This is a genomic window from Flavobacterium pectinovorum (assembly GCF_022802975.1).
GTDB lineage: Bacteria > Bacteroidota > Bacteroidia > Flavobacteriales > Flavobacteriaceae > Flavobacterium > Flavobacterium pectinovorum_B.
Window position 1 is genome coordinate 155,395 of the sequence record NZ_JAFEVZ010000003.1, and the last position, 20,503, is coordinate 175,897.

The window sequence follows — 20,503 nt, forward strand, 5'->3', positions numbered from 1 at the left end:
ACATTATAGTTTATTGATTGACGAAAGTATTGAAATAACCACATTCTGCAATTACATCCTGATAGTATCTGGTGTCTGAATAATCCTTTTGCAGTGTTTTAAATCCGTTCCAGGCAATAAAATTAATTTTGTCATCCTGGATTTCCCAATAACTGTTTACATTATTATATTTATTGTTATAGTATTGATTACGCTCGCATTTTGACATTAAATATATACATTTTGCTTTTTGCTCTTTGGTTGTCGCCGCTTCAAATGCTTTTTGATAGTACATTTTTGACAAGTCACAATTGGTTATCATTTTTTTCATCGAATCTCTAAACGAATACGGACTTGATCCGTAACCTACAATCGTAATTTCATAAAAAGTTCGTCCGTTTCCAAAATGTGTAATGTTGTAAAATGCATTTCCAAGCAATAAACTATTCGTATAAACATCCTCTTTTTGAGCCAGCTTCTCCTGCATTGTTTTTATCGTATTCAAGAAATCAAGATAACTGTATTTCTTTTTTTGATAAGCCACATGATCGCAGTCATGACAATCTTTAATATTTCCGTTAAACGGATTTCCTAAAAAATTCTGATACTGAACCGAGTCAGCCTGCTGCATATACCCAATTGCTTCTGAAATTTTATTTTTAAAAGTTGCCTGAACTGCCTGAAAATTATTAATATCTTTTAGCTTCAAACTATAAATTCCTGCCCCAATTTTTTCAATTTCGGTTTTATTGGGTCTGGATAAAAATATTTTTATATCCATCAGGTTTTTTTCATTATCATAAAAAGCATTTCCGTCGTTCCAATAGCTGTAACGCGATTCCCCGAATATTTCTGCCATAACCGGATCTGCTTTTGCTTTATAAAGTGCCGACAAATAACTCTTACTCCATGAAACTGCATTTTGATAACGAAACTCCTGTCCTTTATAAGTCTTTGGAAGTTCATTATAAAGCCAATTCAAATCTGCCAGAATCGTTTTTTCGTTTTTATCCGTCAGTTGATCTATTTTATTCAGATTATTAACAAAACGCAGCAAGCGTAACTGCATTGCTGCCAATTCTGTTTTCGGAAGCGTTTTTACAGCCTTGTCAAAGCTTTTATCAGCATTTACATAATCTCCTTTTAAAGTCTGAAGATAACCCAAAGACAAATCCCATAAATAAGGTCTTTCTGTATTACCTGCTGCTGCAATTTTTTCGACTAAAGCATAAGCTGTTTTATCAATTTTAGGCTGATTTTCTGTTTTATTTTCTGCGACCGTCTGATTTTTCATTGGCACATTTTCTCCAGCATTCTGCTGAAAAGAATTATTGATTGCCTGCTCCTGTTTATTTACCAGTCTTGTCGCCAGATAATTCAGATGTTCACTTTTAGCATCTAATTCATAAATCTTTTCAATCGCTTCTTTTTCGTCTTTATAATAACCGTGAATTGCCCAAAGAGCAGCTTTTTCTTTATTATTTTTTGCCATTGCCAATGATTTATTCCAGTCTGCATCATTTTTTGGATGAAAACTGTAAGCCGTTACGATTCGAAGTTCCGGACATTTATCAAAAACCTGAGCATATAGATAATTTGAAACTGCATATTTTTTCTGCTTGTAATTGATTCCCGCCACATACGAAAGAGCTCGGTAATAGAGTATATTTTTAGGTACCGAATTTTCTGTTTTGTTAAAAAACTCAATCGCCTTTTTCTTGTCATTGCTATAAAAACGGGCTTTCATGGTCAGAAACCAATATCTGTTTTTCAAAAATGAATCTGAAGTCGTGTTATAAACATTTTCGATAGACTGAATCATTTTCTGATCGTTAAAAGTCCTGGCTACGACAGGATCATAACTCCAATAATCTTCACCAATAGATACGGTTTCTATTTTTTGTGCCAAATACAAAAACTCAATAAAGCTTTTCACCTTATCATCTTTAAGACTCATTTTTTTAGCCCACTTTACAGAAGCCGCATTGTCTTTTTTGTTTTTATAATACACATGAAGCTGTGCAACTTCTTCTTTATTTTTTATTGTATTTTTTTGATCCGAATAATAACGTGGTTTATCATCCCCAATTAAAAAATAATTCACGGTTGCAACATCTGCTTTCCCTTTAAGATAAGTTGCCCAATCTGATTTTATGTTTTCATTGAAACGGGAATTATGCTCGGTGTCAAAACCAATTGCATAAAAGACATCTCCGGCTAAAAAAAGCGGCGAATAGGATTTGTCTGCAAAAGTTTCGGGTGTAAAATTCGAATTGTAACCAAAATAATCCCAGTCGTCTCCGCCTCCACAAGCATAAATTACTCCATATATAAGAAGCAAAGAAGTGCTAGAAGCAAGAAATAACTTGCTTAAAAATATTCTTTTCATAGTTTTTTATATTGAATTGGTCTAAATCGTAAAAAATAATTTCGTTTGGTTTTTGAGGGCTATTGTCATTCAGATCTTCCGCCATTTCGATTAAATCATCAGAGGAAACAGCTTCTATCTTCAGCACATCATTTTCTTCATAAAATGTGCCGTTTTTGTAATTAGCATGTTTAACTCTGAAAAAAAAAGAGCTTATCTGTTCAAAATTTTTATCATCTTTAAGTTCAGAAACATTCAGTTTTGACCTTAATCCAATTACTTTTTGGTTCCTGACATGAACTCCCCAGGAATAAATTGGCAAGGCGAAATCGAGATGCAAAGGATACTTCTTTAAACTTTTCAGATAACGTTCGGCAACTTTTTTATCATAAACAGAGTTTGAAGAATCTGCAGCAATAGTTCCCATATTGTAATACATCAAAACACCCGAATCGACATTTGGAATTTTAGTCTTCTTAAAATATTTTACCTGATGTAGTCTTATCGTTGCTGAAATTTTCTTTCCGGAAAGCTTTTTAAACTTTTCAATAAACTTCAGATAATTGTCTTTACTTGAAAGCGTCCAGTCGCAATCAATCTGAATTTCTTTACAATCCATTTTATTTTCAAAATTGATTTCATTTACTAAACCAATCGTTTTTTGAGCTAACTCTTCAATATCAATATTTTGCCTCAGCAACACTTTATTTTTGATAAAAACCACAGGAACTACCTCAAAATCACTCATTGTTTCCTGAAAACGAATTGGTGTTAAAGGAATCGGATTTGTATCTTTTGGATGTAAATCAATATCGAAATAACGTATGTAAATTTTACGAACATTATTCTCCTGGAGTATTTCTTTTTCTTTTTCTGATAATTTAAAAATGGTTTTCCAGTAATAAAAAGAGACAATCGGTTTTGTATTTTCATTACACGAAATCAATAAAGAGAAGAACAATACCAAAAAGAAAATCTTTTTCAAAACCTGTAAATTAAATTGAAACCAAATGTAAGAAATTATATCCCGTTTGAAAATTGCCTGATATAACTTTTCATCAAATTAAAAAACAACTTCCTTTAAAGCTTTCAAAACCTAATAAAACGATAAAAAATTTCAATTAAAGCAAATATAATTGTTATTTTGTGCAATTAAATCAAGAATCGTTATGTTGAAAAACAGCTTAAAATATTTTACTTTTTTATTGGTATTATTAATGGTGAGTTGCGCAAAGCGCGGCAGCATAACGGGAGGTTTAAAGGATACACTTGCCCCTATTTTAAAGTCAAGTTCTCCTAAAAATTTCACTACGGATTTTAAGGCTAATGAAATCATTTTAACATTTGATGAATATGTAAAGCTAAAAAACGCAAATAAACAGCTGATTATTTCTCCACCTTTAAAAAATCCGCCTATTATTACCCCTACCAATGCCAGTAAATTTATCAGCATAAAAATTTTAGACACTTTACAGCCCAACACAACATACAGTCTTAATTTTGGACAAAGTATTACCGATAATAATGAAGGAAACCCATATAATCAGTTCAAATATGTTTTCTCGACAGGTACATACATCGATTCTCTTGCTCTAAACGGAAGAATCAAAGATTCTTATGACAAAACTGCCGATAATTTTGTAACAGTAATGCTGTATGAGATTAATGATAAATTTAAAGATTCTGTCATTTACAAAGAAAATCCCCGCTATATTACCAATACTTTAGACAGCTTAACGACTTTTAAATTAGAAAATCTAAAAGCCGGAAAGTATCTTTTGGTCGCTTTAAAAGACAAAGGAAACAACAATAAATACAACTCAAAAGAGGATAAAATTGGGTTTTTAAAACAACCTATTACCATACCAAATGACACCATTTTTGAATTGGAATTATTTAAGGAAAAACTTCCTTTAAAAACTTTCAAACCTATTCAGGCTTCCGGAAACCGACTATTGCTTCCGTATGAAGGCAAACAGAATTTTAACAAGAATTCGAAACCTAAAATTGTACTTAAAAACAATACTGAAGTTCTGGAAACCATTATAACACAATTTCCAAAAAAAGACTCTTTGCAAGTTTGGTATCAACCAATAAAAGCGGATTCATTAACAATGGAAGTCAGCAAAGAAAATTATGAAAAGAAGTTTAATTTTAAGATCAAAAACCAGAAAAAAGACTCGCTGAATATTACCGCAGTACAAAACGGAATTATTCATTTCAGAGATCGGTTTACACTTGAAACTGCAACACCTCTTGTTAAATTTGACAAGTCGAAAATAAAATTAGTCAACAAAGATTCTGTTGCGGTTGATTATGCAACTGAATATGATGAATTTGAACGAAAGCTGTATATTGATTTTCAAAAAGAGCCTGCCCAAAAATATAATTTTACGTTTTTACCCGGTGCATTGACAGATTTTTACGAAAAAACAAATGACACTTTATCATACAAATTGAATACACGTGAAATTGAAGAATACGGAAATCTTACGCTGAATTTACAAAATGTAAAACGCTTTCCAATTATCATTGAATTAACCAATAAAAAAGGAGATGTTGTGCTTACAGCAGACTATTCTAACTCCAAAACCAATTTTGATTTTAAACTTTTAGAACCAGCCGTATATTCTGTCCGGGTTATTTATGATGACAACCAGAACAAAATGTATGATCCCGGAAGCTATTTAGAGAAAAGATACGCTGAAGAAGTATTTTATTATCAGGAAGAAATTGATTTACATGCAAATTGGGATAAAATTGAATCTATAGATTTAAGTATTCCTTTCGACCCTGCATTAGAAAAAAAGAAGGAACAAGATAAATTAAACGCAGAAAAAAAGAGAAAGAAAACCGCTTTTTAATTCTGAATTTCAAACACATCTTTATCACTTAGGAAATCCATTTTTTTTCGGGTTTCCAGCATGATATTTTTATCTAAACCCACTATAAAAACGCCTTCATTTTCCTGCGGTTCCAGAATTGGATTTCCAAGAAAATCAATAACCTGCGAATGACCATTGTATTGATGATGATTCGCATCAAAACCTGTTCTGTTGACTCCAATTGTATAACTAAGGTTTTCAACCGCACGGGCTTTCAGCAGAATATCCCAGGCATTTATGCGTACTTTTGGCCAGTTGGCAACATACAAAAGAAGGTCGTAATTTTCGACATTACGGGCAAATACCGGAAATCGTAAATCGTAACAAACCTGCAGGCAAATCTTCCAGCCTAAATATTCAACGATTTGTTTTTTATTTCCGGCTGTATATACTTTGTCTTCTCCCGCAAGGGTAAACAAATGCCTTTTATCATAAAATTGAATTTCTCCAGTCGGAAAAACAAATAGCATTCGGTTATAAAACTGATTGTTTTCCTGAATAATCAAACTTCCTGCAATGGCACTTTTTTTTTCTTTGGCTAAAGCCTGCATCCAAAGAACCGTTTCTCCCTGCATTGTTTCTGCAACATCTTTAGGATTCATGGTAAATCCTGTCGAAAACATTTCCGGAAGCACAATCAAATCAACAGAAGCTTTTATTTCGCTTATTTTAGCTTCAAAATCAAATATATTACCTTTTGGGCTTTCCCAAACAAGATCGGATTGAATCAGGGCGATTTTCATTATGTTTATTTTTTATATAAAGATAAAAAAAACGCATTCAAGATAATTAATGAATGCGCTTTAAGAAAACTATTTTTGACACAAACCAGCTTCAGTCTTTCAACTTCGATTTTTAAATTAGTAATAGTAATAATTCATTGTTGTTGTATTAGATGCAGCTGTGCTTCCCGCATAATAATACTTTTCTACGGCTTTTATAATGTTCTTATTTTTATCATAAGTGTTTTCAAACTGAACTGTTGCCGTGAGTTTATCAGAATAAGAATCATATACATTTATCTTTTTTAAATTATTGACAGATACCTGACTTCCATAGGTGTATCTAAATGCATCCGGTTTTATTCCTGATAAATAATTATTCCCTTCGTCATGCTCTATTTTATAATATTCATCAAAGAAACCCATCCCTGGTGCTTCATAACGAATTAAATTCCCATTAGAGTATTCAAATAACTCCTCATTACTGACATCTGAGACATCAGAACATACTGCATCTTCATCTCCGGTAATCGGAATATAATGTTTTATAGATGTCAGGCCAGAATTCGAATAGGTCTGACTAATCCTATCGATTGAATTAGTTACATAATCCGATTCCTTTTCTTTTCGATCGATACAAATATTAGTAATCAGTCCATTGGTATATTCCAGTGAATTCAATTGTTCTATTACATCAGAAGGATTGGATATATAATATTCTTTTAAATTCCAGCTAATCATTTTATTAGTAGAATCATAATTATATGTTGATTGGTAAAATTTTGCCTGATCTTTTACAGTTATCTTAGAAATGTTTCCAGAACTGTTATACTCATAATCAGTTGTTTTGATTACCACACCGTTTTGAATTTCTTCAATTTTTTTTATTCTGTTAGAAGAGGATGGGTTTTGAGAATCATCTGATTCTGAATCACTGGAACAAGCGATTACAAAAGAAGTCAACAATAATAGTAGTAGTTTGTTTTTCATATCTGTTTAATTGATTTTACAATGCTTTTTATTTAGTGAAAGCATTTTTTTTCAAATATAAACAAAATATTAATATTATTTATACTACAAAAAAAACGCCCCGAATATCGGGACGTTTATATATTATTCATAGTCAATATGACAGATTGAATTATCCTTTTAAACTTGCTGATAAATACTCACGGTTCATACGTGCGATATTTTCAAGAGAAATTCCTTTAGGGCATTCTACTTCACAAGCTCCGGTGTTGGTACAGTTACCAAAACCTTCTAAATCCATTTGGTGAACCATGTTTAGTACACGCTCAGTTGCCTCAACTTTACCTTGTGGAAGCAAAGCATATTGAGATACTTTTGCACCCACGAACAACATTGCTGATGAGTTTTTACAAGTTGCAACACAAGCTCCACAACCAATACACGCAGCAGCATCAAATGATTTATCTGCATCGCTTTTGTTAACTGGAATTGTATTGGCATCAATTGTATTTCCTGAAGTATTTACCGAAATAAATCCTCCTGCATGCTGAATTCTGTCGAATGAACTTCTGTCAACCACTAAATCTTTAATCACAGGGAAAGCTTTTGCTCTGAATGGCTCGATAAAAATTGTATCACCATCTTTAAACATACGCATGTGTAACTGACAAGTTGTAACACCTCTGTCCGGCCCGTGCGCTTCACCGTTGATGAATAAAGAACACATTCCGCAGATTCCCTCACGACAATCGTGATCAAATGCCACAGGTTCTTCTCCTTTATTGATTAATTGTTCGTTAAGAACGTCAAGCATTTCAAGGAAAGACATATCCGGTTCGATTCCGTCGATTGGGTAATCAACAATTCCCCCTTTATCTTGGGCGTTTTTCTGACGCCATATTTTTAATGTAAGTTTCATACCTTTTTCGTTTGAAAGTCATAAAGTCGAAAGTCGAAAGTCGCTTGGCACATTTTGCCTTTTGACTTTAAGACTTTGGGCTTTCGACCAAATTCTTATTTATAACTTCTTTGAACTAATTTAATGTTTTCGTAATTAAGAGGTTCTTTGTGTAATACAGCATCGCTTGGTTTTCCTTTGTATTCCCAGGCTGCAACGTATGCAAAGTTATCATCATCACGAAGTGCTTCTCCTTCTTCTGTCTGGTACTCCTCACGGAAGTGACCTCCACAAGATTCATTACGGTGTAAAGCATCTTTTGCGAACAATTCTCCCAATTCAAGGAAATCGGCAACACGGGTTGCTTTTTCTAATTCCTGATTAAATTCGTTAGCGCTTCCGGGAACTTTTACATCTCTGTAAAACTCTTCACGTAAAGCAGCGATTTCAACGATAGCTTCGTTTAATCCTTTTTCATTACGAGCCATACCTACTTTATCCCACATGATTTTTCCTAATTTCTTGTGGAAATAATCTACAGAATGCGTTCCGTTATTATTGATAAATTTGTCAATTTGATCTTTAACCGCTTTTTCAGCCTCTACAAATTCAGGTAAATCTGTAGAAATTTCTCCCATTTTAATATCCGGAGCTAAATAATCTCCGATAGTATATGGCAACACGAAATATCCGTCAGCTAATCCCTGCATCAAAGCAGAAGCTCCAAGTCTGTTTGCTCCGTGATCAGAAAAGTTAGATTCTCCAATTGAGAAACATCCCGGAATTGTAGTCATTAAGTTATAATCAACCCATGTTCCACCCATTGTATAGTGAACCGCAGGATAAATCATCATTGGCGTAACATAAGGATTCTCATCAACGATTTTCAAGTACATTTGGAATAAGTTTCCGTATTTACTTTTTACGATATCAGTTCCTAACTTAGTCACTAATGTTTTATCATTAGCATCTAAACCTTTTACATAAGCAGCTTCTTTTCCGTAACGTTCGATAGCGGCAGCAAAATCTAAGTAAACCGCTTCTCCTGTTTTGTTAACTCCAAAACCGGCATCACATCTTTCTTTTGCCGCACGGGACGCAACGTCACGAGGCACTAAGTTACCAAAAGCAGGGTATCTTCTTTCTAAGAAATAATCTCTTTCTTCTTCAGATAAATCAGTTGCTTTTTTCTTTCCTTCACGAATTGCCTGAGCATCTTCTAATTTTGCAGGAACCCAAATACGACCGTCATTACGTAACGATTCAGACATCAAAGTCAGTTTTGACTGGTGATCTCCTGAAACCGGAATACAAGTTGGGTGAATTTGTGTGTAACAAGGATTTGCGAAAAACGCTCCTTTTTTATGTATTTTCCAGGCTGCTGTTGCGTTACTTCCCATAGCATTTGTTGAAAGGAAAAATACGTTTCCGTATCCTCCTGAACCAACAACTACAGCGTGAGCAGAATGTCTTTCTATTTCTCCTGTGATTAAGTTACGAGCGATAATACCTCTCGCTTTTCCGTCAACGATTACTAAATCAAGCATTTCGTGACGATTGTACATTTTTACTTTTCCACGGCCAATCTGACGGTTCATTGCAGAATAAGCTCCTAACAATAACTGCTGTCCTGTTTGTCCCTGTGCATAAAAAGTACGGGAAACCAAAGTTCCTCCGAAAGAACGGTTATCTAACAATCCACCATATTCACGAGCCAATGGCACTCCTTGAGCCACACACTGGTCAATAATATTAGCAGAAACCTCTGCCAAACGATGAACGTTTGCTTCACGGGCACGGTAGTCACCACCTTTTACAGTATCGTAGAACAATCTGTAAACCGAGTCGCCATCCCCTTTATAATTTTTTGCTGCATTGATACCTCCCTGAGCCGCAATAGAGTGCGCACGTCTTGGTGAATCCTGAAAGCAAAATGCTTTTACGTTATATCCTAACTCAGCCAAAGTAGCTGCTGCAGAACCTCCAGCCAAACCTGTACCAACAATGATAATATCTAAATTACGTTTGTTAGCAGGGTTTACTAAATTAATATGATCTTTATAATTTGTCCATTTGTCCGCTATAGGACCATTTGGAATTTTTGAATCTAATGCCATTATAATTGATATTAATTATTGAAATGATGAAATAAAGCGATAATTACGAAAAGTGCCGGAACTACAACTGAGAACCAGTACCCCACTTTTGCTAAAAATCTTGAGTATTTGTTGTGCATCCCTACAGACTGAAGAGAAGATGCAAACCCATGCCATAAGTGAAATCCTAAAAGGATAAAAGACACACAGTATAAACCTGTACGAATTGGGTCATGAAATTTATGAACTAACTCTCCATAATACCTTGTAGCGTCTGGTGCTGTACCTGCTATGTATTTATACGTAACTTCAGGAAACCAGAAATCATAAAAATGCAGTCCTAAGAATGCTAAAATAACCAATCCGGAAATAATCATATTTCTGGAACTCCATGATGCGTTTGCAGCCCCGTTATAATTTGCATAAGCAATAGGTCTTGCTGCTCTGTTTTGAAGAGTCAGTACAAATCCCATTACGAAATGAAAAATTACTCCGATTGCCAAAATTGGTTGCATTACAAATTGTATTAGCGGATTGTAACCCATAAAGTGTGAAGCCTCGTTAAAAACGTCTTCACTAATAATAGAAATGAAGTTTAAGGTAACATGCAGCGCTAAAAACGTGATTAAGAATATTCCCGAAAGAGCCATAGCCACTTTCTTTAAGATGGAAGCATTCAATAGTGCAGATTGTGCCATAAGTGTTTAAGTAGTTTGTTTTAAAAAATTAAGCAAAAATAAACCAAATAGACATCAACTACAACCATTTCGCTGTTATTTATAATGATTTTAAAAAAGACTACGTATAAGTACTTTTACGTATAAAAAAAACAGATTACTCATTATTTTATTATAAAAATTTTGAAATGTATAATTAAGTCGATTTATTTCAGAAAATATACACCTCGCAAAAAAATAACAAAAGTTTACTAAATTATTATTTTACTCCAACTTTTGATTTGTTTTCTACAAAAGTGCCATTAACAGGAAATTTTATATTCCTAAAAAATTGTCATTCCATTCTAATAACTTTACCTTTACCGCCTTCAAAAAAACCAAGAATGAAAACAGGAATTGATGCTATTTCTTTTGATGTAGCCAACATACATTTACCCATAAAAACATTGGCGACTGCCAGAAATATTGAACCGGAAAAATTAGAAAAAGGTCTTGGCTTACTGAAAATGACTTTCCCGGACGTTCATCAGGATGCTGTTGTTTTTGGAGCAAATGCTTTAACCAAACTTATTATTGACAATAAAATCAACCTGAACGAAATAAGCAGAATCTATGTTGGTACTGAAAGTGGTGTCGACAGTTCAAAACCAATTGCGTCTTATCTGATTAATTTAATGGAGCAAAAATTTGGCGAAGATGTTTTGGCAGAATGTGACGTGGTTGATTTTACATTCGCCTGTATTGGCGGAGTTGACGCTTTACAAAACTGTCTTGATTTTGTAAAATTGAATCCAACTAAAAAAGCAATTGTAGTTACAACTGATTTTGCCAAATACGATTTAAATTCGGGTGGAGAATATACGCAGGGTGCCGGAGCTGTTGCCATGCTGATTACCGCAGATCCAAAAATTATTGCTTTTGATAATAATTGGGCAACCAGCACAAAAGGGGTTTTTGATTTCTTTAAACCGTACAGAACGATTTCTAAAGAAGCAATTACACAAAATACAAATAACGACTCCTGGTTTGACAATTTAGAAGCCGAAATCGAAATCCATAAAGATCAGCCGGTTTTTGATGGTCAGTATTCAAACCAATGTTACATGGATCGTACGCGGAATGCTTACTTTTCATTCAAAAAATTAAAAAATACTACCGAAACTTTATACAATACCTGGCACAGTATCGTAATGCATTTACCTTATTCTTTCCAGGGAAGAAGAATGTTGTCTGAAATCTACGCTTTAGACAGTGCCGAGAAAATTATTGCTGATGATATTGCGCCTGCTGATTATCAGACTAAAATTAAAGAAGTAGCAAAATCTGATGATTACAGAACTTTTGTTACCGAAAAATTACAGCCTGCTGAATTGGCTTCTTCTTTAATTGGAAATCTTTACACCGGATCTATCTTCATGGGATTATTGTCAACTCTGGCTCATTTTAATGATACTAACAAAGAAGTTGCAGGGACTAAATTCGGCTTCTTAGCGTACGGAAGCGGATCAAAATCAAAAGTTTTTGAAGGCACAATTCAACCAGAATGGAAATCTGCTTTAGTGAATGTGAACCTTTTTAAAAACTTAACAGAAAGCACAGAAATTGATTTCAACACTTATGAAAGCCTTCACAAAAAAGAACAAAAACAAAGCGTTCGAACTCCCAAAAACGAATGGGTTTTAGACCGAATCGAAAAAGAGATTCCATCTTTAATTGGTGCGAGATATTATAAATGGATAGATTAATTAAATTCCAAATTTCTTAAATCCCAAATTTCAATAGAAAACCGAAGCAGGATTGCTTCGGTTTTCTGTTTACCTAAAACGCACAATCTTGTCATTCTGAGAAACAAAGAATCTTTGCAAGAAACTCGTCAAAGATTGTCGATTTTGATTGTGGGATTCCTAACGAAGATTCTTCGTTCCTCAGAATATGTAAAAAACCTTTCTCAAAATTTAAAACTTTGAGAAAGGCAAAATGATTTAAAGTATTAAGAATTTTCTAATTATCCCAATTGACAAATTTTCTAATTAAATTTAGTCCTTCTTATGCTGTTCGGTATAATTTTGATTGCCTTTAATTCTGGTATCTTCGGTGTGCATTCCGTTTGCCATTCCTAACATGAAGGCAGTTAGGATTACGATAATTTTTCTTTTGAGCCAATGAAAAAGTGGTTTAGATGGCACTAAACTTTTTTTAGGATTGTGTTTATACATTGTAAAATGATAAATGATTAGACATTATGAATCATCTTATGCTGTGAATAGCATAATTGCTAAGGAAAAAATTCCTTAAGCGATGTATAAACTTTTTTTGAAATCGGCTGAAGTAAGGCGCTCGTTTATAAAAACAGATTGCTTTATAAATGAAACAATATCTTGATGAAGATTGTTGCAAACCCGCAAAAGAATGTTTGTCTGAAGACTGAAAACTTCTTTAAATTGAAGACAACTTAAAAGTATTGGAAATGAAGTTTTTCCAAATGATTTTAAACGATTAAAAACGTATAACCGAATATTCTTTAAATCAATTTCTTTTCCTGAAGTGACATAAGAAGACTGATAATATTCGGGCGTATTAGATTTTGAATATAAAGCACCATCGCCCACAATCACGGCCAAAGCCAGAAACAGGGAAATCAGGTATTTTAAATGTTTTTTCAAATCTAATTTATTTTTAAAGTAACTTATTATTAGGCGATATCAATCAACCCAATTATTTTATTGCCCAAACTCTTTTTTCATTTGTTCCACCGAAGAACCAAACTTTGGGTCTCCAATTAAATACGTATCACTTTCAGCCAGCCAGCTTTTAAAATTTGCTACATCTTTTTTCAAAAAAAATGCATGCAAAATATTATATGCATTTTCAGGATTATATGTTTTATCCTGGCATTCCTTGAAAACCTTTAGGCACACAACCCTGGCATTGTCTAAATTACCATTTTTAATTTCGGCATAAATTAACTCTTTATTGGTATAAGCATCAAGCGGATTAAGTTCTAAAGCTTTTTGTAAAACAGTAATCGCATCCTGATAACGTCCGAGGCAGTTATAAGAATAGGCCAATTCTACACGAAGTCCTTTTAAATCCGGATCAATTTTATTCGCTTTTTCTAAATACTCAAGTGCTTTTTCGCATTCATTCCAGCCATTATATAGGAAACCCCATCTAAAAAGCCGTGTGATTGAATTCTCATTATGCTTATAAATTTTAAGCCAGTCCGGAACTTTATCCACATATAACTCCTTAAGTTTTGATTCGGGAATAAGCGCTACCAAATTATTATTTGGCTGCAACCTATATTTCATGGAATTTGTTTTTACTTTTTTTTCGGTAATGAATTTACCCTTTTCATCTATTTTAAAAGTGTCTCCATACTCCAAAGTCAGACCTGCAGTCTCATCAATGTATATAAAACCGAAATTATAAACCCCTGTACTGTCTGCTGGAAATGCTACCCATTTATCTTCGCATTGTACATATTTTTTGTCAAATTGAAGCTGACTTTGTGCTGATAAATTGAATGTCAGAACTAAAAACAGAAAGGTAAAAATCTTATTCATATTAATTTACAGGGTTTATGATGATAGTCGTTAGAAATTCAAATATATCAATTTCATTATAAATCACTACTATCATTCTTACAAATAAGCAAGGTCAGTCCTAAAGAAAAAATAGCACAACTCAGCAACATTAAAATTCCGTTTTTTAATATAAAAAATGAAACGCCTACCAACGGCGCTCCCAAAATTACCATTAAAGCTTTTATTGTATGCGTTTTGATAAAATTTGCAGCATGTACCGCCAACCCTACAAAAAGCAACGATGGCCCCACAATTACAAACGGAAACAGAATCGAAGGCGTATTACTGATATGCTCACTCAATGCAGCTTTTGCGACCTCATTGTCACCATAGCTCCACATGATAAAATCGATCGTACAAAGTCCAATATGCGCCACAACTCCTAAAGCCGTGATAAAAGAAGCAACCGAATTTAATCTGTTTTTTGGAAACACATTATTGAATGACAACAGCAAACAAGCCCCAATTAAATTAAACCAATGTGCAAAATCGACCGGTTTTTTGAAATACTCAAAAGCGGCACTGTTTGAAAACATAATGTAACTCAGAACAAAAAAGAACAAGCCAATTAGGCAAATGGTTTTTGGTTTCATAGATTTTGGTTTATTGTAAAGACTTGTGAAATTGGGGTTTGTTACAGTATAGAAGTTTCATCTTACCTTTTTATTAATTTAAAACTGCAAATAATCAGGCTCAGGATTAAGCTAACAGTCAAAACTTCAAAACTGGTAAATCCGTAAAATAGCAATTCATATTTATCAGGCATCTTCCCATTTTCAATAAATGCAATTTGAGTATATTCTTTTTGATTAAAGTAAGATGGATAAAAAACTTCATATATTCTAAAAACTCCATGAAGCAGAACTAACAATATTGTTGTTACAAAAAAAATAGTGACTAAACGTTTTGTCATAGAATTATCTGTTTTATATAGGTTCATTTACAAATTACCATAAATAACAATGCAATCCGCATAAGCTAATTTATCGTTTAGCCAGTTTATTAATTTTAGTAGAAATGCTTTTTCTTTTTCATCATCAGTTTCCAAATCATCTATTTTTTCTACAATTAATCTGCAGGTTTTATTATCAAAGAAGTTGTATCCAATTTTATCAAACTCATTTTCGACTATATTGTTCCAGGGATTTTTTATTGGAAATACAGACTGAAATACACCTATAACAATACCAAAATCATCTATTGGAATAAAAACGTCATTTCTTTTATTTGTTTTATAAAATTTTCCTTCTTCATTTTGAGGCCATAAAATGAATCCTATTTTTGAATCCGGATTATTTCCTGTTGAAATTACAACTGGCTTCTGATTAATTCTTTCAATGGCTTTACTTACATCGAAATTACAGATTTGATATTCTTTTCTTGCTGTTTCTTCATCGCATTCCGTCTTTTGACAAATTTCGATGATATTCTCGTTATGAAAATCCATTTCCGAAAGCGCAACATCTTCCTTATTCTTTTTAAGAAGCTGTATCGCTTTATCTAAAGGAATTAAAATTTTGGTTCTTAGTATTTTAATATTTTCGGTGTTCATAATTATTCACACATTTTCGAAAGTTCGACACTTCCGTCGAATATTTTTTTTAATCCTTCTAAATCTACTGTCCATTCTATTGTTATAAATTTCGTACAGTCATTTTTCAGGTCATCAGTCCAGTCAATTAAAATGGCCGCACCTTCTTCTTTAATTTGATCTTTAACAAATTCATATGTTTTAGCAAAATATGCAGCTCCTTCTCCTCTCAGATCAAATGATACATTTTTTGTTTTTGAAAAAACTGCACATAACGAAAGTCGTTTTCTCTCACTGGTATCAAGATTTTTTATTTTGTCTTTTTTAGTAAAAGTGTCTATTTCAAAAATTCTCGATACTACTGAATTCCTTGTGTCAGCATTTCTTTTTAAATACCTGCCCACACTTATTGGGTTGAACATTCCCTTCAGTCTTGATTCTTTAATGGGTTTTGCAAAAGTCAACGGCTTTATTACGTTTACATTTTCATGTTCCTTTGTCCCAGCAAAAATAGTGACCAATTGCGATTTTATATCCTCGAAACAACTACTATTTTCCATGAAAATAATAACCAATTCACCCTCTCGAAGTTCAAAAGGAGGTATAAAATAGTGATCGGTTCTTATTCCTTTGCTCTCAATTAGCAGTTCTTTCATTTTTATAAAATCAAAATCATGACAATATACAAAATCACACTGTTAAATACATTTGCAATTGTGAACAATAAATTTTCTCATAAAACCAAAATTCGCGTGAGGGATTACTTCACATTATTTTATTTTAATTGGAGTTCAGTGAATTTCATTTGAGGCGCTATCTCCCGATTTAGAAAAACAAGGTTTTTTAACCGTAGTTTTTGTTAATCGGGAATAAAGCCGAAAGCCCGGCCCTTGGGACACGCCCAAAAGATTAAAAGTTCTCTTCAATCAAATATATGTCCATTACATTTGTAATTCTTTATCTACAAAAACTACCTTATAATCCAAAAAAGGTTTTAGATTTGGATTTAAATTAATAGCCTTTATATCTATGAGCCTTTACAGAAAAAACCTGTATTTTGTGTGCATTTCATTGTTGCTGACAGTATGTTACATTTTGTATGGTTATTTTTTTAGAAATTTTATCACGCAGCCTGACTTTCCAAAAGAATATCTGACCTATAAAAACCTTGAAAACAAGCCTGCATCAAACCACTTTGAGATTATAAAATTACCGGACGACCTTTTAAACCTCAGTAACTTCTACTTTTCGCCAATATCTGAAACGGTGGTTATACAGTCTAACAAAAATGGTTTTTCTTATGATCACGACCCGCTTAGATTGTATTATAAATTCAACATTCAGGGAAAACTAATTGACAGCCTGATTGTAAATAGTTCTGATTACTATAAAGTCCGTGAAAAATATTTAATTTCTGAAGACAATTATATCTCGTGGATTATTGACAATGACAGCACCCGCCATAAATACACCGAATTAAATCCAAAAGCAGACTGGGATACTGATCGCACATTTGAGGAGTTTGAAAGATTGTCGAAAAAAGCGAGTTCTGTTTATTACTTCAAATCGGTTTTTACAAAATACAATGGCGACACGGAAGCGTTTTTTGATAAAGCTATTTTTTTGATAAACCAAAAATGGTATGCGCTTTATGGCAAAAAAATCTATGTTTACCCGGAAGCCGAAGAACAAAATGAGGAACAAAAAACAATTCTCCCTGTTTACACACACAAGCTAAGCCAGCATGGTGCTAATTTATTGCAAGTGGATGCCTATTACAATCTGATTATAAAAAACGATACTTTAAAAATAAAACGCGAAGTTTGGAGTGACCGGTCAGATTTGGTTTATTACTGCTCGCCTGCAAATCCTGAGTTCTGCATAATTGAAGGTACTAATTTCATCATTAAACCTAAAAAGTAATCGATTATGAAAGTTCAAAATCCGGTACTGAAAAGTTTATTTTGTGCCACAGCAGCTACCCTTACGTTTTTCATAATCACTTCATCTGTAAGTGAGTCTTTCAATCAGACAATGGGCATAATCATTGGGGTTCCGATTACTTTTATTGGTACGTTTGTCTATTGCTTTTTACTCATTTTTCTGGAACAGGTAAAAGTTATTGCTCCAAACTTTGTATGCCGTTTCTCTGTGCCTTTTTCATTTTGCTGTATTGCTTCTGTTTTTTATTGCATTTTAAATAATATAGAGATTGTAGATCATTTTCAACAGTTTTCTTTTACAGCATACTGGCTGGAACTTAGCACTCCTTTTTTAGTATTTTTTATAACTCATATAACTATTGCGGGAGTATTTACTGTCAAATAGCAGATTCCAAACAAATAATAAAACTTTAAGAAATCAATTTTACGTTGATTGCTTAAAATATGTAATTTTGAAATTCGAAGTTCAAAAACTAAGTTATTATGAAATATCATCAAATAAACAGCAATCTTTTTGTAAAAAACCGCAGAAAGTTCATGGCTGAAATGAAACCAAACAGCGTTGCTGTTTTCAATTCAAACGACATTTACCCGATTAGTGCCGACAGTACTTTGCCTTTTGCACAGCACAGGGATATTTTTTATCTGAGCGGTGTGGATCAGGAAGAAAGTATTTTGCTTTTATTTCCGGATGCGCCTTATGAAAACCAAAAGGAGATTCTTTTTCTGAAAGAAACGAATGATCATATTGCAGTTTGGGAAGGTGAAAAACTAAGTAAAGAACGTGCTTTTCAGGTTTCGGGAATCAGAACGGTTTACTGGCTGCAGGATTTTCATAAGATTTTGAACGAAATGATGACGTATGCCGATACAATGTACATCAATACCAACGAACATTATCGTGCAGCTGTTGAAACAGAAACCCGCGAAGCCCGTTTTGTAAAATGGTGGAAAGAAAAATATCCTGCACATAATGTGGCGAAAAGCAACCCGATTTTGCAGCGTATTCGTTCTGTAAAAGAAAGCGAAGAAATCGATTTGATTCAGCACGCCTGTGATATTACCGAGAAAGGATTCCGTAGATTGTTGTCATTTGTGAAACCAAATGTTACCGAATACGAAATCGAAGCCGAACTGGCGCACGAATTCATTCGTAACCGCTCAAAAGGTTTTGCCTATACGCCGATTATTGCTTCGGGAAACAATGCCAACGTTTTACATTATATCGAAAACAACCAGCAATGTAAAGACGGGGATTTGATTTTACTGGATGTTGCGGCAGAATATGCGAATTATTCAAGCGATATGACCAGAACGATTCCGGTATCGGGGCGTTTTTCTGATCGTCAAAAAGCGGTTTACAATGCTGTTTTAAGAGTGAAAAACGAAGCCACAAAAATGCTGACTCCGGGAACGCTTTGGAAACAATACCATGTTGAAGTGGGTAAAATTATTACTTCTGAATTATTAGGTTTAGGCTTGATTGACAAAGCTGATGTTCAGAACGAAAATCCGGACTGGCCTGCCTATAAAAAATATTTCATGCACGGAACGTCTCACCACATGGGACTTGACACGCACGATTACGGTTTGCTTCATGAGCCAATGAAAGCCAATATGGTTTTTACGGTTGAACCTGGAATTTACATTCCGGCAGAGAAATTCGGAATTCGTCTGGAGGACAATGTTGTCGTTCAAGAAAAGGGAGAGCCTTTTAACCTGATGCGTAATATTCCGGTTGAAGTCGATGAGATTGAAACTTTGATGAATGCATAAATAAACAAAGCCCTTAATACTTTATATATTAAGGGCTTTTAAATTTTATAAATCGTTATTATCCGATTTTAGCTATTTGTATATCTAATTGAAATTTGCCGTCAGCTGCGTTTTCGTTAATCAGTTCAAAAAGCTCTAAAGCTCTTCTTGCATTTTTCTCCTCTTCTCTTTGCTCAGCCACGTACCACATCATAAAATCTTCTGTAGCATAATCATTTTCTGCTCTGCATTTTGCGATTACTTTGTTTACAGCCTGAGTAACTGCAATTTCATTTTGCAAAGCAATTTCAAATACTTCTCTGAAAGAAGCAAATTCCTGCTGTACTTCGGGAACCGATGGCGTAATTGCAATCCCTCCCATATCTGTAATATATTTGAAAACTTTTAGAAAGTGTTCTCTTTCTTCTTCAGCCTGCTTATAAAAATATGATGCTGTATTAGCAAAACCATTTCTATCAAGCCATGCAGCCATAGCTAAATATTTGTTTGAAGCGTCACTTTCTAATTTTGCCTGTAAATTCAATATATTTTCTACACCTTCAACTAATGAAGTGCTTGTTCTTAGTAAATCTTTCATAACCTTTAATTTTTATAATGTAAAATTACACAAATTAAAGAAAGCAGCCCTAAAAGCCTGAAAATTTGGATTTAATCTAAGTAAGATTCTAAATAAGCTCTACATTGACAATATTACAAAGCATAGAATGTAAATTGAGGGTAAATTTAGTTCCGTTTAATAATTCACGAAGCTGTACTATTTCGCAGATGGTAAGATTTCTGGAAAAGTTTCTTTTAGTAGTTTCAATCAACTGCGCATCAGCATGATCGGACAAATCATAAAGCATATCTAAAATATCGACACTATTGACCTTTCTTTGAAAAATCAAAAAATCATGAATTTTATAGCTTGACACTGTATCAATAAAATTGACAATGATAGTATTGGTCAAATCACACTGATAGGTGTACCCTTTTTCGGTTTCAAATAATACTTTGGTGGTCAAATCACTAACTAATGCCATTCTGATATAAATTTATAACGATGCAAAAATATATAATTTACACCAAATAA

21 protein-coding genes are annotated in these 20,503 nt (G+C 33.5%); 5 read left to right on the forward strand and 16 right to left on the reverse strand.

Annotated features, from left to right (window positions below):
• Positions 1–10: 10 nt before the first annotated feature.
• Positions 11–2,368 carry a hypothetical protein gene (locus tag FLV_RS05655; RefSeq protein ID WP_243231740.1) on the reverse strand — a complete coding sequence of 786 codons (2,358 nt, stop codon included), beginning with the start codon at positions 2,366–2,368 and terminating at the stop codon, positions 11–13.
• Positions 2,328–3,332: a hypothetical protein gene (locus tag FLV_RS05660; RefSeq protein WP_243231742.1), complete on the reverse strand. Its 1,005-nt coding sequence runs from the start codon at positions 3,330–3,332 to the stop codon at positions 2,328–2,330. The genes FLV_RS05655 and FLV_RS05660 overlap by 41 nt, the downstream gene beginning before the upstream one ends.
• Positions 3,333–3,516: 184 nt before the next feature.
• On the opposite strand from FLV_RS05660, the gene FLV_RS05665 reads away from it, so the two are divergent.
• Complete coding sequence (locus FLV_RS05665; RefSeq protein ID WP_243231744.1) at positions 3,517–5,211, forward strand: Ig-like domain-containing protein; 1,695 nt, start codon at positions 3,517–3,519, stop codon at positions 5,209–5,211.
• On the opposite strand, the gene FLV_RS05670 is transcribed toward FLV_RS05665, so the two are convergent.
• The 5 genes from FLV_RS05670 to FLV_RS05690 all read right to left on the reverse strand — a co-directional run bounded on the left by FLV_RS05670 (position 5,208) and on the right by FLV_RS05690 (position 10,615).
• Positions 5,208–5,975, reverse strand: coding sequence for a nitrilase family protein (locus FLV_RS05670; RefSeq protein ID WP_243231745.1), 768 nt, complete (start codon positions 5,973–5,975; stop codon positions 5,208–5,210). The genes FLV_RS05665 and FLV_RS05670 overlap by 4 nt on opposite strands.
• A gap of 117 nt (positions 5,976–6,092) precedes the next feature.
• Complete coding sequence (locus FLV_RS05675; protein WP_243231746.1) at positions 6,093–6,944, reverse strand: hypothetical protein; 852 nt, start codon at positions 6,942–6,944, stop codon at positions 6,093–6,095.
• Positions 6,945–7,095: 151 nt separating this feature from the next.
• On the reverse strand, positions 7,096–7,842 hold the full coding sequence (locus FLV_RS05680) for a succinate dehydrogenase/fumarate reductase iron-sulfur subunit (RefSeq protein ID WP_243231747.1): 747 nt from the start codon (positions 7,840–7,842) through the stop codon (positions 7,096–7,098).
• Between the two features lie 95 nt (positions 7,843–7,937).
• Positions 7,938–9,938, reverse strand: coding sequence for a fumarate reductase/succinate dehydrogenase flavoprotein subunit (locus tag FLV_RS05685; protein ID WP_243231748.1), 2,001 nt, complete (start codon positions 9,936–9,938; stop codon positions 7,938–7,940).
• An 11-nt stretch (positions 9,939–9,949) separates the two neighbouring features.
• Complete coding sequence (locus FLV_RS05690; protein WP_243231749.1) at positions 9,950–10,615, reverse strand: succinate dehydrogenase cytochrome b subunit; 666 nt, start codon at positions 10,613–10,615, stop codon at positions 9,950–9,952.
• A 362-nt stretch (positions 10,616–10,977) separates the two neighbouring features.
• On the opposite strand from FLV_RS05690, the gene FLV_RS05695 reads away from it, so the two are divergent.
• A complete protein-coding gene (locus FLV_RS05695; RefSeq protein ID WP_243231750.1) occupies positions 10,978–12,339 on the forward strand; it encodes a hydroxymethylglutaryl-CoA synthase family protein in 1,362 nt (453 codons plus the stop codon).
• Between the two features lie 291 nt (positions 12,340–12,630).
• Here FLV_RS05695 and FLV_RS05700 read toward each other — a convergent pair whose 3' ends face one another.
• The 7 genes from FLV_RS05700 to FLV_RS05730 form a co-directional block, all read right to left on the reverse strand.
• A complete protein-coding gene (locus tag FLV_RS05700) occupies positions 12,631–12,810 on the reverse strand; it encodes a hypothetical protein (RefSeq protein ID WP_243231751.1) in 180 nt (59 codons plus the stop codon).
• Positions 12,811–12,885: 75 nt separating this feature from the next.
• Entirely contained in the window at positions 12,886–13,257 is a 372-nt protein-coding gene (locus FLV_RS05705) for a hypothetical protein (RefSeq protein WP_243231753.1), read from the reverse strand.
• Between the two features lie 57 nt (positions 13,258–13,314).
• Entirely contained in the window at positions 13,315–14,160 is an 846-nt protein-coding gene (locus FLV_RS05710; RefSeq protein WP_243231755.1) for a tetratricopeptide repeat protein, read from the reverse strand.
• 56 nt (positions 14,161–14,216) lie between these two features.
• Positions 14,217–14,774, reverse strand: coding sequence for a hypothetical protein (locus FLV_RS05715; RefSeq protein ID WP_243231757.1), 558 nt, complete (start codon positions 14,772–14,774; stop codon positions 14,217–14,219).
• A gap of 62 nt (positions 14,775–14,836) precedes the next feature.
• Positions 14,837–15,094 carry a hypothetical protein gene (locus FLV_RS05720; RefSeq protein WP_243231758.1) on the reverse strand — a complete coding sequence of 86 codons (258 nt, stop codon included), beginning with the start codon at positions 15,092–15,094 and terminating at the stop codon, positions 14,837–14,839.
• 27 nt (positions 15,095–15,121) lie between these two features.
• Complete coding sequence (locus FLV_RS05725; RefSeq protein WP_243231759.1) at positions 15,122–15,733, reverse strand: hypothetical protein; 612 nt, start codon at positions 15,731–15,733, stop codon at positions 15,122–15,124.
• 2 nt (positions 15,734–15,735) lie between these two features.
• Positions 15,736–16,368: a hypothetical protein gene (locus FLV_RS05730; RefSeq protein WP_243231760.1), complete on the reverse strand. Its 633-nt coding sequence runs from the start codon at positions 16,366–16,368 to the stop codon at positions 15,736–15,738.
• A gap of 373 nt (positions 16,369–16,741) precedes the next feature.
• On the opposite strand from FLV_RS05730, the gene FLV_RS05735 reads away from it, so the two are divergent.
• From FLV_RS05735 to FLV_RS05745, 3 genes are all read left to right on the forward strand, one after another.
• Positions 16,742–17,635 (forward strand): hypothetical protein, encoded by an 894-nt coding sequence (locus FLV_RS05735; RefSeq protein ID WP_243231761.1) that lies wholly within the window; start codon positions 16,742–16,744, stop codon positions 17,633–17,635.
• Positions 17,636–17,641: 6 nt separating this feature from the next.
• Positions 17,642–18,040 carry a hypothetical protein gene (locus tag FLV_RS05740; RefSeq protein ID WP_243231766.1) on the forward strand — a complete coding sequence of 133 codons (399 nt, stop codon included), beginning with the start codon at positions 17,642–17,644 and terminating at the stop codon, positions 18,038–18,040.
• Between the two features lie 98 nt (positions 18,041–18,138).
• Positions 18,139–19,431, forward strand: a complete 1,293-nt coding sequence (locus FLV_RS05745) for an aminopeptidase P family protein (protein WP_243231768.1) — start codon at positions 18,139–18,141, stop codon at positions 19,429–19,431.
• Positions 19,432–19,489: 58 nt separating this feature from the next.
• On the opposite strand, the gene FLV_RS05750 is transcribed toward FLV_RS05745, so the two are convergent.
• A complete protein-coding gene (locus FLV_RS05750) occupies positions 19,490–20,008 on the reverse strand; it encodes a ferritin (RefSeq protein ID WP_243231770.1) in 519 nt (172 codons plus the stop codon).
• 88 nt (positions 20,009–20,096) lie between these two features.
• Entirely contained in the window at positions 20,097–20,453 is a 357-nt protein-coding gene (locus tag FLV_RS05755) for a hypothetical protein (RefSeq protein ID WP_243231771.1), read from the reverse strand.
• Positions 20,454–20,503: the final 50 nt, after the last annotated feature.

What these genes read in the sequence shown, in the direction of transcription:
- FLV_RS05655 (WP_243231740.1), bottom strand. Translation starts at nt 2,368, where the DNA reads ATGAAAAGAATATTTTTAAGCAAGTTATTTCTTGCTTCTAGCACTTCT.
- FLV_RS05665 (WP_243231744.1), top strand. Translation starts at nt 3,517, where the DNA reads ATGTTGAAAAACAGCTTAAAATATTTTACTTTTTTATTGGTATTATTA.
- FLV_RS05670 (WP_243231745.1), bottom strand. Translation starts at nt 5,975, where the DNA reads ATGAAAATCGCCCTGATTCAATCCGATCTTGTTTGGGAAAGCCCAAAA.
- FLV_RS05675 (WP_243231746.1), bottom strand. Translation starts at nt 6,944, where the DNA reads ATGAAAAACAAACTACTACTATTATTGTTGACTTCTTTTGTAATCGCT.
- FLV_RS05680 (WP_243231747.1), bottom strand. Translation starts at nt 7,842, where the DNA reads ATGAAACTTACATTAAAAATATGGCGTCAGAAAAACGCCCAAGATAAA.
- FLV_RS05685 (WP_243231748.1), bottom strand. Translation starts at nt 9,938, where the DNA reads ATGGCATTAGATTCAAAAATTCCAAATGGTCCTATAGCGGACAAATGG.
- FLV_RS05690 (WP_243231749.1), bottom strand. Translation starts at nt 10,615, where the DNA reads ATGGCACAATCTGCACTATTGAATGCTTCCATCTTAAAGAAAGTGGCT.
- FLV_RS05695 (WP_243231750.1), top strand. Translation starts at nt 10,978, where the DNA reads ATGAAAACAGGAATTGATGCTATTTCTTTTGATGTAGCCAACATACAT.
- FLV_RS05700 (WP_243231751.1), bottom strand. Translation starts at nt 12,810, where the DNA reads ATGTATAAACACAATCCTAAAAAAAGTTTAGTGCCATCTAAACCACTT.
- FLV_RS05710 (WP_243231755.1), bottom strand. Translation starts at nt 14,160, where the DNA reads ATGAATAAGATTTTTACCTTTCTGTTTTTAGTTCTGACATTCAATTTA.
- FLV_RS05715 (WP_243231757.1), bottom strand. Translation starts at nt 14,774, where the DNA reads ATGAAACCAAAAACCATTTGCCTAATTGGCTTGTTCTTTTTTGTTCTG.
- FLV_RS05720 (WP_243231758.1), bottom strand. Translation starts at nt 15,094, where the DNA reads ATGACAAAACGTTTAGTCACTATTTTTTTTGTAACAACAATATTGTTA.
- FLV_RS05725 (WP_243231759.1), bottom strand. Translation starts at nt 15,733, where the DNA reads ATGAACACCGAAAATATTAAAATACTAAGAACCAAAATTTTAATTCCT.
- FLV_RS05730 (WP_243231760.1), bottom strand. Translation starts at nt 16,368, where the DNA reads ATGAAAGAACTGCTAATTGAGAGCAAAGGAATAAGAACCGATCACTAT.
- FLV_RS05735 (WP_243231761.1), top strand. Translation starts at nt 16,742, where the DNA reads ATGAGCCTTTACAGAAAAAACCTGTATTTTGTGTGCATTTCATTGTTG.
- FLV_RS05740 (WP_243231766.1), top strand. Translation starts at nt 17,642, where the DNA reads ATGAAAGTTCAAAATCCGGTACTGAAAAGTTTATTTTGTGCCACAGCA.
- FLV_RS05745 (WP_243231768.1), top strand. Translation starts at nt 18,139, where the DNA reads ATGAAATATCATCAAATAAACAGCAATCTTTTTGTAAAAAACCGCAGA.
- FLV_RS05750 (WP_243231770.1), bottom strand. Translation starts at nt 20,008, where the DNA reads ATGAAAGATTTACTAAGAACAAGCACTTCATTAGTTGAAGGTGTAGAA.
- FLV_RS05755 (WP_243231771.1), bottom strand. Translation starts at nt 20,453, where the DNA reads ATGGCATTAGTTAGTGATTTGACCACCAAAGTATTATTTGAAACCGAA.